Raw genomic sequence first — 13,665 nt, 5'->3', positions numbered from 1 at the left:
GAGGACGACGACCTGCTCGATGGCGGGGCGGGCTTCGACTTCATGGATGGCGGCAGCGGTGACGACGTGCTGGTGTTCGACCCGGCCGGCCGCTTCGGCACCTTCGGCGGCAGCGGCAACGACACGCTGCGCGTCGACGGGGCCGGCATCACGGTCGATTTGCCGGCCATACCCAACGGCGAAATCGGCGGTATCGAGATCATCGATCTGACGGGTTCGGGCAACAATTCGCTGTTGCTGACGACCACCGACGTGACGGCGCTGAACAGTAACTCGACGCTCCGGGTGGACGGCAACGCGGGCGATTCCGTGACCACGGAAACGGGCTGGACCCAGGGCACTTCGACGCTCATCGGCGGCCTCACCTATGACGTCTATACCAAGGGCGGGGCGACGCTGCAGATAGCCCAAGCCATCGACCAGTCGAAGGTCAACGACGCCACTTTCACGCCCTCCTCGGCGACCTCGTCGTCGGGCGGCGATACGCCTTTCTTCACGCCCGATTTCGATCCCGAAACGACGGCGGTTCCGTCAGCAATGCCGGCGATGTCAACGGCGACGGCATCGACGATCTCCTGATCGGCGCCAGACTGGCCGATCCCGTCTCCGCGACCGAGGGGGAGGCTTACCTCGTCTTCGGCGGTAGCGCCAATTTGGCGGCACTGGATGCCGCCGACGGCACCACGGACGGCAAGATCGAGGTCACCAACCTGAACGGCAGCCGCGGCTACCGAATCGAAGGCAGCGATAACGACGGCCGATTGGGCTCCTCGGTCTCCGGCGCCGGTGACATCAACGGCGATGGCATCGCCGATTTCGTCCTGGGCGCTCCCCGGGCCGACCCATCGACCGTTACCGATGTTGGCGAGGCCTATTTCGTCTTCGGCGGCACCTCGAACCTCAGCAGCCTGGACGCTGCCAATGGCTCCACCGACGGCACCATCTCGGTTTCCAACCTCAACGGCACCACCGGCTTCAAGGTCACGGGCCTTTTCGCCTCTGATTTCCTTGGCGGCAGCGTCAGCCATGCCGGCGACGTCAACGGCGACGGTATCGACGACGTTATCATCGGCACCTACAAGCTCGAGGGCAGCGTCAGGGATGGGGCCACGGGCGATCAGTACGTGCTCTTTGGCAGCACTTCGATCGGCTCTTCGGGCAGCATCGACCTTTCCACCCTCGACGGCTCGAACGGCATCGTCATCACCGGCGTTGAGGGGCAGAACTACTACGGTGGCCTCGTCAGCGCCGCGGGCGACGTCAACGGCGATGGTTTCGACGACTTGATCGTCGGCGAGCATCAGGCCGACGACTCCGCCACCAACGCCGGCACCAGCTACGTTATCTTCGGCGGCGACTTCAGCGGCAAAGTCACCGACATCGGCGGCACCGGCAGCGACAACCTCATCGGCACCTCGGCCAACGACTACCAGGTCGGCGACACCGGCAACGATATCCTGACCGGCGGCGGCGGTGTCGACGTGCAGCTGGGCGGCGCCGGCAACGATATCCTGGGGATTTCGGATACCACTTTCCGGCGCGTCGACGGCGGCTCGAATGTCTCCAGCGGCGCCGATACGCTGCGCCTCGACGGCAACGGCATGGCGCTGAATTTGACCACCATGGCCGACAACAAGATCCAGGGCATCGAGAAGATCGACGCCACCGGTTCGGGCAACAACACCATCACGCTCAAGCTATCGGACGTACTCAACATCTCGGATACCACGAACACGCTGTTGATCGTAGGCGATCCCGGCGACAGCGTGGTGATCGATGGCGGCGGCACCTCGCTGACTACCAGCACGACGACCGTCGACAGCGTCTCCTATACCTCGTACACGGCTATGGGCAGCGACATGATCCTGCTGGTCGAGCAGGAAATGACGAAATCGGTGATCTAAGGCCCCACGGGGGCTTTTTCGCTAAGCATTAGGAAAATATTCTTAATCCCTTCACTTCCGAGCGGAAGTCCTCGTACTTGCCGCCGGGCGAGCGCGGGATCTCGTCGACGTAGGAGAACCGCACCTCGAAGGGATGGCCGAGGAAATGCAGGAGCGCCTCGCGCGTGTGCGCCTCTTCGGCGCCGCTCAGCGCCCGTTCGACGACCAGGCGCACGTCGAGGACCTCGGGCGCGGTTTGCACCACCTGGAACTGGCGGATGGCCGGCTGGTCGACGAAGCCCTCGTTGACCCTGGGGCGGATCTGGCGGCCGTCGGGGTAGGTCAGCATGTGCCGGTAGCGGCCGATGATGCCGGCCAGAACCGGCAGGCCGCGGCCGCAGGGGCAGGGTGGGCCGACCTCGGCGATGTCGCCGATCTCGTAGCGCACCAGCGGCGTGGCGAAATTGTGCAAGGGCGTGACGATGACCCGGCCGCTGGCGCCGGCTGGGCAGGGCTCACCGGCATCGTCCAGCACCTCAAGCAGCATGGCCTCGGATTGCACGTGGTAGTGCTCGTGTTCGGGGCATTGCAGCGCCATGGTGCCGGTTTCCTCGGCGCTGTAGCCGTCGACGATTTCGACGCCGAAAACCTTGCGCACCAGTTCCCTGAGGCTCGGGTCGAGGGCTTCCGAGCGTGTCCCGATGCCCTGCAGGAAATCGAGCGCCTCGCCGTTTTCCCGGCAGTGGCGGGCGAGGGCCTCTATGGCGCTGGGGTAGGTCAAAAGGTAGGCCGGCCGCTCGCGCTTGAGCCAGGCGATCTGCTCGTCGACGGTGCTGCGCATGTTGAGGATCACCGCCGGCCCGGTGTCTGCGCCCGGGGCCCAGCCGGGCTCGCGCCGGCCCTCGGGCGGCAGGGCCTCATGAGGTTTCATGGTGGCGATGACGGCGGCCTTCTGCGAGAAATCGCGCCCGTACCAGTCGAGGCGCCGGAGCGAAAGGGCCGCTTCGAAAAGCCCGGTCACGGCCGTGGATTTGGCCGAAACCGGCATCCCGGTGGAGCCCGAAGTACGCACGTCGCCGACCGGGGCGTGGTCCGCGGGCAGCGCCCGGCTGAGGAAATGGCCGAACCATCGTTGCAGATCGGCTCGCCGCAGCAAGGGGACGGCGCGCCAGGCCTCGGGCGTCAGAGCCTCGAGGCCACGCAGCGGCGCCAGGCGCTCGCGGTAGAACGGCACGGTCTCGGCGGCATGCCGGACGAGATGGCCGAGCTGGGCGAACTGGTGGCGTTCGAGCTCGGCCGCCGGCCACCATTCGCTGTCTTGCAATTGCCGCGCAAGCGACGCCAACCGGGCCTCCGGCCGGGCCACGATGGCCGGCCAGACGATGCCTTCGACGGCCGAAGCAACCGTCGAGTCCTGTTGCTCCCCGCGCTCCACTGCCATGGCAAAGAGGCTAACAGAAAAGGTCGGCCGGAAATCAGGGATTTCTCAGTGGCTGAGCGCCGCGGCGTGGTATTTGTCGAAGCATGCTTGCTCGGGCCGACAAACGCCGTTTCGGGATCCTGACCGCTGCGCTGGTGCTGCTCGGTCCAGCCTCGGTTGCCGCCGAACTTGCCATCATCGACGCCCACAGCCAGATCGACGAGCAGGTCGGTCTTGACCGGGTGGTGCCGCTGCTGGACCAAGCCGGCGTGGCCCGCGTCATCCTGGCCGGGCGCGGCCGGCTCAAGTCGGAACGCATCGCGGCCCTGGCGCGCCGCCACCCCGGCCGGATCATCGCCTCGGTGCGGACCAAGAGCCGGGCCTATGCCGAGAACCGGCCGGGTTACTACCGGCTGCTCCAGGACCAGCTGCGCCGGCCCGAATTCAAGGCCATGGCGGAATTGATCCTGTGGCACGCCGCCAAGGGTCAGCGGGCGCCGCAATGGGTGATACCGGCCCATGCACCCCAGGTCCGGGCGGCCCTGGCGGCGGCCTTTGAGCGCGGCTGGCCGGCCGTGCTGCACTATGAATTCGCCGCCGCCGGCGGGGCGGCCCAGGGGCTGATGGCCGAGCTCGAAGGCCTGCTGCGGGCCCGGCCCGGCCATCCCTTCGTGCTGACCCACATGGGGCAGCTTGGTGTCGGCCAAACCCGGCGGCTGATCGAGAACCACGCCAATATCCATTTCATACCTTCCTGGTCCAATTCCATCACCCATGGCATCAGCCGCCAGCCCTGGGTCAATTTGTTCGTCGGGCAGCGCCTGGCGGCCGATTGGCAGGCCCTGATCGAAGCCCATCCAGAGCGTTTCGTGCTGGGCTTCGACAACGTCTTCGCCGAACATTGGGGTAGCCTGTATGTGCGCCAGGTGGCGCTTTGGCGCGAGGCATTGACTGCCTTGCCCGAGGCCGTGGGGAGAGCCGTGGCCCACGGAAATGCGAAAAGGCTGTGGAAATTGCCATGAATTCCGAAATCGTGGTGTTGGGCAGCATCAACATGGACTTCACCGTCTATGGCCAGCGCCTGCCCCAGCCCGGCGAGACGCTGCATGCCGAGCGCTACGCCATGGCGCTCGGCGGCAAGGGCTGCAACCAGGCCGTTGCCGCGCACCGCCTGGGTGGCCGGGTCGATCTGGTGGGCCGCCTGGGGGACGACGTTTTCGGCGCCATGGCGCGGCGCCAGATAACCGAGCTGGGATTGGCCGACCAATACGTGGCGGCCGATCCCGAGCACGACACCGCCATCGCCATGATCGCCGTCGCCGAGGGCGGCGAGAACTGCATTTCCGTGGTCGGTGGGGCCAACCTGGCGCTCACGCAAAGCCATGTAGATCTCTGGCCCGAGGTCTTCGACCGGGCCGGCATCTTGCTGCTGCAACTGGAAATCCCGCCGGCTGCCAGCGCCCATGCCGCGGCCCGGGTGCGGGCCGCCGGCGGCCGCGTCATCCTCGATCCGGCACCGGTGCCGCCCGGGGCTTCGATTCCCGCGGCTTTGCTCCAAGCCACGGACATCGTCACACCCAACGAAGGCGAGACCGAGGCCCTGGTGGGGCTCAGGCCCGAGACGCCCGAGGCGGCGGCCGAGGCGGCCCGGCGCCTGCAACAGATGGGCCCGGCCAGCGCCGTGGTTACCATGGGTGCCGGGGGTGTCTACTATGCCGCCCCCGAGGGGCAGGGTTTCGTGCCGCCCTTTGCCGTCAGTGCCGTCGACAGCGTGGCGGCGGGCGATTGCTTCAACGGCGGCCTGGCATTCGCCCTGGCGCGGGGCGACGAGATCGGCGCGGCCGTGCGTTTCGCCGCCGCCTGCGGCGCCCTGGCCACGACCCGGCCGGGCGCCGCGGCCGCGGCGCCTGAGCTGGCCGAAGTCGAGGAGATAACGATTTGAAAATCATCATCGACACCGATCCCGGCCAGGACGATGCCGTGGCCATCCTGCTGGCGCTGGGCAGTCCCGAGCTCGAGGTCCTGGGCATCACCACGGTGGCCGGCAACGTGGGGCTGGAGCTTACCTCGCGTAACGCCCGCATGGTCTGCGAGCTGGCCGGGCGGCCCGATATCAAGGTCTTCGCCGGTGCCGACGGGCCGTTGGCGGGGCCGCTGGTCACGGCCGAGCATGTGCACGGCAAGAGCGGCCTCGACGGGCCCTCGTTGGCCGCGCCGGCCATGGCCCTGCAGCCCGGTCACGCCGTCGATTTCCTGGTTGAGACTATCGGCCGCGAAGAGCCGGGGAGCCTTACCTTGTGTACGCTGGGGCCGCTCACCAACGTCGCCCTGGCGCTGACGCGGGAGCCGTCCTTGGCCGGGCGGCTCCGCCAGTTGGTGATGATGGGCGGCGGCTATTTCGCCCAGGGCAACATCACACCCTCGGCCGAGTTCAACGTCTACGTCGACCCCGAGGCGGCGCAGTACGTGATGGCGTCGGGCGTGCCCATCGTCATGCTGCCGCTCGATGTTACCCACCAGGCGCTGACCACCCGGGCGCGCATGCAACGCATCGCCGCGCTGGGCTCGCCGGCGGCCCAGGCGGTGTGCGAAATGCTGCTCTTCTCGGAACGATACGATGCCGAAAAATACGGCTTCGACGGCGGCCCGCTGCACGATCCGACGGTGATCGCCTGGCTCTTAAAGCCGGAACTCTTCAGCGGCCGGCGTTGCCACGTGGACATCGAAACCGAGTCCGAACTGACCCGCGGTGCCAGCGTCGTCGACTGGTGGCAAGTGACGGGGCGCGAGCCCAACGCCCTGGTCATCGGCCAGGTCGATGCCGAGGGATTTTTCGATCTGCTGGTGGAGCGCCTGGGGAATCTTTAGCCCTAGATCCGCCGGTAGCGGGCGTTATCGGAGAGCACCGTGGCGGCCAGCACGCGGCGTTCGTGCCGGTCGCGTTCAAGTTGGATGTCGACGTGTGGCGGCTGGGTGGGCAGGCTGACGAGGCGTTTGACGATCCAGACACTTTTGACTTGGCCCACCTTCTCGAAGCGCGCGCCGGGCTCGAGGGTTTTGTTCCGGTATGAGCTGGCAGCCATGGAGTGAAACTGACACGGTCAGGCGCCAGGTACAAGCTTGACTCTGGCGCTTTGATCCCAAGCGATACCTTCATGAACATCGTTGCCCTCGATTTCGAGACCGCGGACTACGGCCGCGACAGTGCCTGTGCGCTGGGCCTGGTGCGGCTGGTGGGCGGTGTGGTCGAGGACATCCTTTACTTTCTCATCCGGCCGCCGCGAGAGAGGTTTCGTTTCTCCTATCTGCATGGCATCACCTGGGAGCACGTGCGCGCCGAAGCGACGTTCGCGGAACGCTGGCCGGAAATCGCCGAGTTCATCGCTGGTGCCGATTTCCTGGCGGCTCACAATGCCGGCTTCGATCGCGGCGTGCTGTCGTCGTGCTGCACCGCCGCGGGCATCGATCCGCCCGATCAGGCGTTCCTCTGCACGGTTCGCCTGGCCCGTGGCGTTTGGGGCATTCGGCCCACCAAGCTCTCCGACGTCTGTGCCTATCACGACATAGAACTCGATCACCACCACGCCCTTTCGGACGCCAAAGCTTGTGCCGAGATCGTCGTTGCGGCTATCGAGGCCGGGGCCGATGTGGCCGACTATGCGCTGCGTTAGGCCCGTTGGCGGCGCTGCTGGGGCAGCACCAGGGGGCGGTAGACCCCGGCGCGGACGGTGGCCAGCTTCATGAAGAAGTCGCCGGCCGCCGAAGCCAGGCCGATAACCGCCATGGCGGCCGGAGAATTGACCGTGCCGGCGGCCAGCGTGACCAGCGGCACGACCAGGCCCACGACCAGGGTGCCGCCGTAAAACAAGAGCGCCAGGCGGCCGGCCAGGATGTCGCGCACCGACCAGCGCGCGGCCACGTCGCCGCTGGCCAGGGCGCCCTGGATCTCCAGGGCGAAAAAGAGCGCCACGATGGCGGTGACGCCGACCCAGAACTGCAACAGCCAGGGGCCGGCATCGGCGGCGACGATGGCGGCGATGACCAGCAGCACGGCAATGCCGCCGCGAAAGGCGTAGGCGATGTAGAGGGCGGGATGCAGCGGCGAGTGCCAAAAGGGGATGGCCTTGGAGGCGGTGTAGCAAAACCCCATGTAGCCGATGATGATGATGGCGCCCACCATGGCCACCGCCTTGGCCACCATGGCCAGCGCGGCCAGGGCGCCCGACGCGCCCGGTGCCAGGAACAACTCGATGCCCAGGCTGACGGTACCGCCCACCAGGAACAAAGCAAAACCGGTAAAGCCGCGCGACACCCACGAGGTCCGCCAGTGCCGCATCATGCCCAAGGCGCGGCGCGGCCAGCCCAGGTAGGCCAGGTGAGCCAGGGCGCCGATGCCACCCAGCACAAAGGCCACAACCAGCCCGGCGGAGGCGTCGTAGATGGTGGCCAGCACCCAGGTGCCGCCGGCGATACCGACCAGGAAGTGGCCGATGACCATCAGGATGCCGCTGCCCACGCCCCACTCGCGCTGCGGCCGGTAATCGCCGCGCAGATCGGTGATCAGTTGATCGTAGCGCTGGTTGCCCATGGTCGCCTCAGGGTGCCAGATAATAGACGTTGGGACCGGTGCCGGCCTCGGGATGTAGGGTGAAGCCGCCGCGGTCCTTGATCAACTGGGAGACCTCGCTCTGTGCATCGTCGAGATCGCCGAAGATGCGGGCCTTGGCCGGGCAGTTGCTGACGCAGGCCGGATCCAGGCCCTGGTTCAAGCGCGGGCGGCAGAAATTGCACTTCATCACGACGTTTTCCTGATGGCGCCCGGCCTGGGCGCGCTCGTACTGCGTCGGGCCGGCCTCGCCGAAATAGTTGGCGGGCTCGCCGTTGAAATAGCGATTGGTATACGGGCACGCCATCATGCAGGTGCGGCAGCCGACGCAGAGATCGGCATCGATGTCGACGATGCCATGCTCGGCGTAATGGCTGGCCTCGGTGGGGCAGACGTCGACGCAGGGCGCGTCGTCACAGTGGTTGCAGAGAACCGGCAGAAACAGCTGCCGCGCCGTCGGGTATTTTCCTTCCTCTCGCTTCAGCACGCGGGCGAAAAAGACGCCGGGCGGCGTGCCGTGCTCGGCCTTGCAGGAAATCTGACAGCCGTAACAGGCCATGCAGCGCTTCAGGTCGATGACCATCCCCAGTCGCATCGTGTCACCTCCGCGGCCGCCGTCTTGCACCCTGCCTTGTGGCGGCTATGTCATGCCTGTTATATTTCCCGTAATTGATCGTATAATCCATAATATTCGACGTCAAGCTCGTGAGACGTGGCACAGGTATGGCAAATGAATGCCCAGCAGCCGATCAAGGGGAAGGCGGGCAAGACCCAGTTCGGCGTGCAATCCGTGGAAATCGGTCTGCGCATCATGACCGTGCTCGCGGATGCCCACAAGCCGATGATGCTGCGCGATCTGGCCCAGGGCTTGGACATGCCTTCGGCCAAGGTGCACCGCTATCTGGTCAGCCTGGGCCGCGCCGGCATGGTGGAACAGGACGGTGCCGGCGGCCTTTACCGGCTCGGCCCCCTGGCCCTGAAGGTGGGTCTCTCGGCGCTCAGGCAACTGGATGCCTACCGCGTCGCCGGTGCCGCCATCGCCGAACTCAGGGAGCGCACCGAACAGACCGCGCTGCTGGCCGTCTGGGGCGCCGCCGGTCCCACCGTCGTGCGTTGGGAGGAGAGCCACCGGCCCTTCGCCGTCAACCTGCGCATGGGATCGGTGCTCAGCCTTTTGGACTCGGCCACCGGCCTGGTCTTCTCCGCCTTCCTGCCCCGCCATTGGACCGAACAGCCCATCGCCGCCGAGATGGACGGCCGCAGCCCCGACGAAGTCGAGGCCGCCCTGGCCCAGGTTCGGCAACAAGGCATGTCCCTGGTGCGCGGCAATCAGTTGGCTTCAATCAACGCCATGAGTGCGCCGGTTTTCGATGCCGGCAACAACCTCGCGGCGGCCCTTACCATCCTGGGGCCGGAGCGCCGCTTCAAGGTCGACTGGAACAATGCCGCTGCCGAGGAACTTCTGGCCGTCAGCCGGCAGGTTTCACAGCGTATCGGAGCAGCCTAGGCCGGGACGATTCAACGTCTTGGATTTAGGAATAGCAACAAATATCATGATTTCCATGATCCCTACCCCCGCCGGTGAAGAAGGCCACAAGGAAGCCATGGTAAGCCTGCGCGTGAGCTTCATGGGCATCATCACCAGCTTCACCGGGGTCAAGGAGTTGGCCCTCGAGCTTCCCGAGAGGGCAACGCTGCGCCAGCTTCTGGACGACCTGGAACAGCGCTACGGCCCCGAGTTCGGCAAACGCGTCTATCGCAACGCCAAACCGCCGCGGCATTTACAGATGTGCACGCGGATCTTCATCAACGAAGTCATCGTCGGCGACGACGCCCTGGACCAGACCATTCCCCTGCCCCAGGACGGCGGCCCAAACCCCGAGATTCTGGTTTTCATACTGCCCGCCGCGACCGGCGGCTAAGGGAGGCACCACCATGGATCAACCGAGCGCCAGCCTGGACCAGCCGGACACGACGATCTGGGAAGACAAGTGGATCCCCTCGGTTTGCACCATCTGCTACGGCGGTTGTGCCATCAAGGCGCACCGGGTCAACGGCACTATCGTAAAAATCGAAGGCAACCCCGATAGCCCGACAGGCAGTGGCCGGCTTTGCGCCAAGGGCCTCGCGGGCATGATGTTCCTCTATGATCCGCACCGCGTGAACACGCCGTTGCGCCGCAGCAATCCGCAAAAGGGCATGGGCCTCGATCCGGGCTGGGAGCCCATCAGCTGGGACCAGGCGCTGGACGAGATCTGCGCCAAGCTGAAGAAAATCTACGAAGAGGATCCGCGCCAGTTGACGGTGCAGTTGACGACCACGCTGGCGCCGTCCTCGTTGCTGATGTTCCCTTTCGCCTGGGCCTTCGGCTCGCCCAATACCTGGGTCGCCGGCGGCGGCATACACTGCGGCAACGGCGCCCACTCGGCCGGTGGCATCACCCATGCCTCGTGGTCCATCGTGCCCGACTTCGCGCACTGCAACTACGCCCTCTATTTCGGCGCCTCCAAGGGCCATGGTGCCGGCCACGCGGCGACCCCCAACATTGCCCAGGCCGCCGACGCCCGCGATCGCGGCATGAGGATGGTGGTGGTCGATCCGATGGCCAACTTCGCCGCCGCCAAGGCCAACGAATGGGTGCCCATCCGGGTCGGCACCGACGCCGCCCTGGCGCTTGCCATGGCCAATTGCCTGATCAACGACTACGACCTGGTGGACCGCGACTACCTGCGCACCTACACCAACGCCATCTACCTGATCCGGCCCGACGGCACTTACGCCCGCGACGCCGAAAGCGGCACCGCCCTGGTCTGGGATGGCGAGAACGGCCGGGCCATACCCTACGACGACCCGGCCTCGAAGACGGCGGCGGTGCTGGCTGGAAGCTTCGAGGTCAACGGCGAGACCTGCCGACCCGCCTTCGAGCTGCTGGCCGAGCACCTCAAGAGTTACACCCCGGAGAGGGGCGAGGAGATCACCGGCGTCGCCGCCGCGACCATCAAGCGCCTGGCCCGCGAGTTCGGCGAGGCCGCCCGTATCGGCAGCACCATCGTCCTCGATGGCGTGACGCTGCCCTACCGGCCGGCCTCGGCCATCTTCTTCCGCGGTGCCCAGGGCCACAAGAATTCGATGTACAACTGTTTCGCCATCGACCTCTTGAACCAAATCGTCGGCGCCGCCGACGTGGTCGGCGGCACGCTCGGCTTCAATCCGGTGTGCCACGGGCACCCCGAATCGGGCCGGCCCAAGTACCAGCCCCGGGCCGACCGCGACGGCATGATGGCGGTGGGCTCGTGGATGCTGGCGCATGTGCCTTATCCCGTGGCCGATCCGCGCAAGCCCGATTCCATCGGCTTCATCGAGCTCTTCCCGCTCTCCCACGTCTCGCCCATCATGGCGTCGAGCGACCAGCAGCAGCTGTGGCGGAACTTCGACCTGCCCTACCGGCCGAAGATCATGCTCAACTACGGCGCCAATTCGGTGATGAGCGTGGGCAACAAGGAGGCGGTGATCGAAAGCCTCCTGCAATACGAATTCATCTTTTCGTTCGATCTTTTTCTCAACGAGTTCTCGGACTTCGCCGACATCATCCTGCCCGATCTCAGCTACCTGGAAGTGCTCGATGCCAGGCCCAATTTTCCTTTCATTTTCAACCATCCCGCCGGCATGGGCGACTGGGGCTGGCCCATACGCCAGCCGGTGTCGGAGCCCACCCACGAGCGGCGCTGTGCCCGTTCGGTGATGCTGGAGCTCGCCTATCGCCTCGACCTGGGCCCCGAGATCAACATGGCGATCAACAGCCACTACCATCTCGACGGGCCGCATATGCTCAAGCCCGAGGAAAAGTACACCCTGGAAGACGTCGTCGATCACGAGCTTCGGCACAAGTTCGGTGAGGAAAAAGGCCTGGAATGGTTCAAGGAAAACGGCGTCATCACCTGGCCCAAGAACGTCAAGGAGGTCTACTGGCGTCCCTTCGTCGACGTGCGCATCCCGGTCTACCACGAATACCTGATCGAGGCCGGCGCCGAGACCATGCGGATCGCAGGCGAAGCCGGCATGGAGATCGATCCCGCCTTCTACAGCCCCTTGCCCGAGTGGCTGCCCTGCCATTCCCATCAGGTCGAAGACGAGGACTATGATCTCTGGGCCTTTTATTACCGCGATGCCATCCAGGCCAACGGCTTCACCATGGAAAATCCCTGGATCGACGAGGTGGCGCGCCTCGATCCCTTCAGCTATCGCATCGCCATCAACGCCGAGACCGCTCGTGCCAAGGGCCTCGAGGACGAGGAAGCGGTGTGGCTGGAAACCCCCGCGGGCCGCCGTGTCGAGGGCCGCATTCGCCTCACCGAGAGCATTCATCCCGAGGCCGTGGGCATCGCCGCCTGCGCCGGCCACTGGACCAAGCACCAGCCCATCGCCCAGGGCAAGGGGATCTTTTTCAACGACCTGCTGGAGGTCGATTTCGACCATTCCAGCCCGGTCAACCTGAACCTGGATCTTTGCGCCAAGATCAAGATCTACCGGCATGAGGACCAGACCAGCCTGCTTTAGCCCGCATTTCTCACCGGGTCATGGCCTGCGCGGCGCTGTGGCGTCGACAGGGTAGGAGCGCTGCGCAGGGCGATGTGGGACATCGGGCAAGCACAGCTATGCACCCTGTCGGCGTCACAGCGCCGCCCGAAGGGTCGCTCCCAGGCGCGCGCCCGCGTTGTCAAAGACCGAAGCGCGTAGTACCACTACGCGCTTCGGTCTTTTCCTAGCGGATCGCATCACCTGGGAGCGACGCAGGCCGTGACCCGGTGAGAAATGCGGGCCAAGCGGAAGGAACGCGAGCTTGGCGGAACACAGGACGATCGTCAGCGAACGGGGCGGCGGCGAGGGCCCGCTGCTGGTTCTCATTCACGGCCTCGGCGCCAACGCCGCCGTCTGGGACGAACTGCTACCGGTTCTCCGGGAGAATTGGCCGGGAGGTTGGCTGATCCCCGAGCTCAGGGGCCATGGCCGCTCGTTCCATGGGGCACCCTACGGTTTTGGCGTGCACGCCGCTGATGTCGCCGCCCACCTGGGCCAGGACGCGGAGGTGACCGTGGTCGGCCATTCCATGGGCGGTGCCGTGGCCTTCGCCCTGGCCAGCGGCATTTTCGGCGTGCGCGTCAAAAGCGTCGTCGCCTTCGGCGTCAAGGTGGATTGGCCTGACGAAGACCTGGCCCGGGCCCAGGCGGTGGCCCGGGCGCCAGTCAAACTTTTCGCCAATCGCCAAGACGCCCTCGAGCGCTATTTGAAGGTCTCGGGGCTCTGGGGTCTGGCCGGGCCCGAGAGCCGTACGGCCCAACTCGGCGTCGTGGAAAAGGACGGCCACTACGGGCTGGCCGCCGATCCGCTGACCAACGCCGTGGGCAAACCCGACGCCGTGGCCCTGGTCGAGGCGTCGCTGGCGCCGATCCGCCTGCTCACCGGCGAGCAAGACAAGGTCGGCCACGCCGAGGGCATGCGGCGCTTGGGGCCCCCTGTGACGGTGCTGCCCGGCCTTGGCCACAACCTGCACGTCGAGGCGCCTGAGACCTTCTGGCGGGCCATCGAGAACGATCTCTGAGGGCGTTGCTTTAGCAGTCTGTCACCCACAAGCCCGACAGACTGCCGCCAATTCCGCTTTCGCCGTCCGAGCGTCCGGTGCTGGAAGGAAAGCGAGCATACCGGCGGCAGGGCCGAAACGTCGCGATCGACCCATAGCCGACCTTGGTTGATCCAAA

General features: G+C 66.0%; 14 protein-coding genes. 10 read left to right on the top strand and 4 right to left on the bottom strand.

What is annotated here, in order from left to right; translation table 11 throughout:
- Nucleotides 1–579, top strand: a 579-nt coding sequence (locus QGG75_15100; GenBank protein ID MDP6068560.1) for a hypothetical protein, incomplete at its 5' end; no start/stop codon positions are given.
- Nucleotides 580–653: 74 nt separating this feature from the next.
- Nucleotides 654–1,904: a hypothetical protein gene (locus tag QGG75_15095; GenBank protein ID MDP6068559.1), complete on the top strand. Its 1,251-nt coding sequence runs from the start codon at nucleotides 654–656 to the stop codon at nucleotides 1,902–1,904.
- 28 nt (nucleotides 1,905–1,932) lie between these two features.
- Here QGG75_15095 and QGG75_15090 read toward each other — a convergent pair whose 3' ends face one another.
- A complete protein-coding gene (locus QGG75_15090) occupies nucleotides 1,933–3,324 on the bottom strand; it encodes an AMP-binding protein (GenBank protein ID MDP6068558.1) in 1,392 nt (463 codons plus the stop codon).
- Nucleotides 3,325–3,407: 83 nt separating this feature from the next.
- On the opposite strand from QGG75_15090, the gene QGG75_15085 reads away from it, so the two are divergent.
- The 3 genes from QGG75_15085 to QGG75_15075 are packed head-to-tail and all read left to right on the top strand — an operon-like array spanning nucleotide 3,408 to nucleotide 6,171.
- Nucleotides 3,408–4,325, top strand: coding sequence for an amidohydrolase family protein (locus QGG75_15085; GenBank protein MDP6068557.1), 918 nt, complete (start codon nucleotides 3,408–3,410; stop codon nucleotides 4,323–4,325).
- Nucleotides 4,322–5,245 (top strand): ribokinase, encoded by a 924-nt coding sequence (gene rbsK, locus QGG75_15080; GenBank protein MDP6068556.1) that lies wholly within the window; start codon nucleotides 4,322–4,324, stop codon nucleotides 5,243–5,245. The genes QGG75_15085 and rbsK overlap by 4 nt, the downstream gene beginning before the upstream one ends.
- Entirely contained in the window at nucleotides 5,242–6,171 is a 930-nt protein-coding gene (locus QGG75_15075; GenBank protein MDP6068555.1) for a nucleoside hydrolase, read from the top strand. Before rbsK ends, QGG75_15075 begins: the two co-directional genes overlap by 4 nt.
- A gap of 2 nt (nucleotides 6,172–6,173) precedes the next feature.
- Here QGG75_15075 and QGG75_15070 read toward each other — a convergent pair whose 3' ends face one another.
- Nucleotides 6,174–6,386, bottom strand: a complete 213-nt coding sequence (locus QGG75_15070) for a hypothetical protein (protein MDP6068554.1) — start codon at nucleotides 6,384–6,386, stop codon at nucleotides 6,174–6,176.
- Between the two features lie 72 nt (nucleotides 6,387–6,458).
- Between QGG75_15070 and QGG75_15065 the strand changes: the two genes are divergently transcribed.
- Complete coding sequence (locus QGG75_15065) at nucleotides 6,459–6,974, top strand: 3'-5' exonuclease (GenBank protein MDP6068553.1); 516 nt, start codon at nucleotides 6,459–6,461, stop codon at nucleotides 6,972–6,974.
- On the opposite strand, the gene nrfD is transcribed toward QGG75_15065, so the two are convergent.
- Nucleotides 6,971–7,891: a polysulfide reductase NrfD gene (nrfD, locus tag QGG75_15060; GenBank protein ID MDP6068552.1), complete on the bottom strand. Its 921-nt coding sequence runs from the start codon at nucleotides 7,889–7,891 to the stop codon at nucleotides 6,971–6,973. The two genes, QGG75_15065 and nrfD, sit on opposite strands and share 4 nt — an antisense overlap.
- Before the next feature lie 7 nt (nucleotides 7,892–7,898).
- Nucleotides 7,899–8,504 carry a 4Fe-4S dicluster domain-containing protein gene (locus QGG75_15055; protein ID MDP6068551.1) on the bottom strand — a complete coding sequence of 202 codons (606 nt, stop codon included), beginning with the start codon at nucleotides 8,502–8,504 and terminating at the stop codon, nucleotides 7,899–7,901.
- 135 nt (nucleotides 8,505–8,639) lie between these two features.
- On the opposite strand from QGG75_15055, the gene QGG75_15050 reads away from it, so the two are divergent.
- The 4 genes from QGG75_15050 (at nucleotide 8,640) to QGG75_15035 (ending at nucleotide 13,508) form a co-directional block, all read left to right on the top strand.
- Nucleotides 8,640–9,416, top strand: coding sequence for an IclR family transcriptional regulator (locus tag QGG75_15050; protein MDP6068550.1), 777 nt, complete (start codon nucleotides 8,640–8,642; stop codon nucleotides 9,414–9,416).
- A gap of 55 nt (nucleotides 9,417–9,471) precedes the next feature.
- Nucleotides 9,472–9,831, top strand: a complete 360-nt coding sequence (locus QGG75_15045; GenBank protein ID MDP6068549.1) for a MoaD/ThiS family protein — start codon at nucleotides 9,472–9,474, stop codon at nucleotides 9,829–9,831.
- Nucleotides 9,832–9,844: 13 nt separating this feature from the next.
- The gene (locus tag QGG75_15040) at nucleotides 9,845–12,466 is read left to right on the top strand and encodes a molybdopterin-dependent oxidoreductase (GenBank protein MDP6068548.1); all 2,622 of its coding nucleotides are present in this window, start codon (nucleotides 9,845–9,847) and stop codon (nucleotides 12,464–12,466) included.
- Between the two features lie 283 nt (nucleotides 12,467–12,749).
- Complete coding sequence (locus tag QGG75_15035) at nucleotides 12,750–13,508, top strand: alpha/beta hydrolase (protein MDP6068547.1); 759 nt, start codon at nucleotides 12,750–12,752, stop codon at nucleotides 13,506–13,508.
- Nucleotides 13,509–13,665: the final 157 nt, after the last annotated feature.

Source organism: Alphaproteobacteria bacterium (genome assembly GCA_030740435.1).
Classification (GTDB): domain Bacteria; phylum Pseudomonadota; class Alphaproteobacteria; order UBA2966; family UBA2966.
The sequence above is the reverse complement of the archived record's forward strand: the minus strand, read 5'-3'. Positions and strand labels throughout refer to the sequence as shown.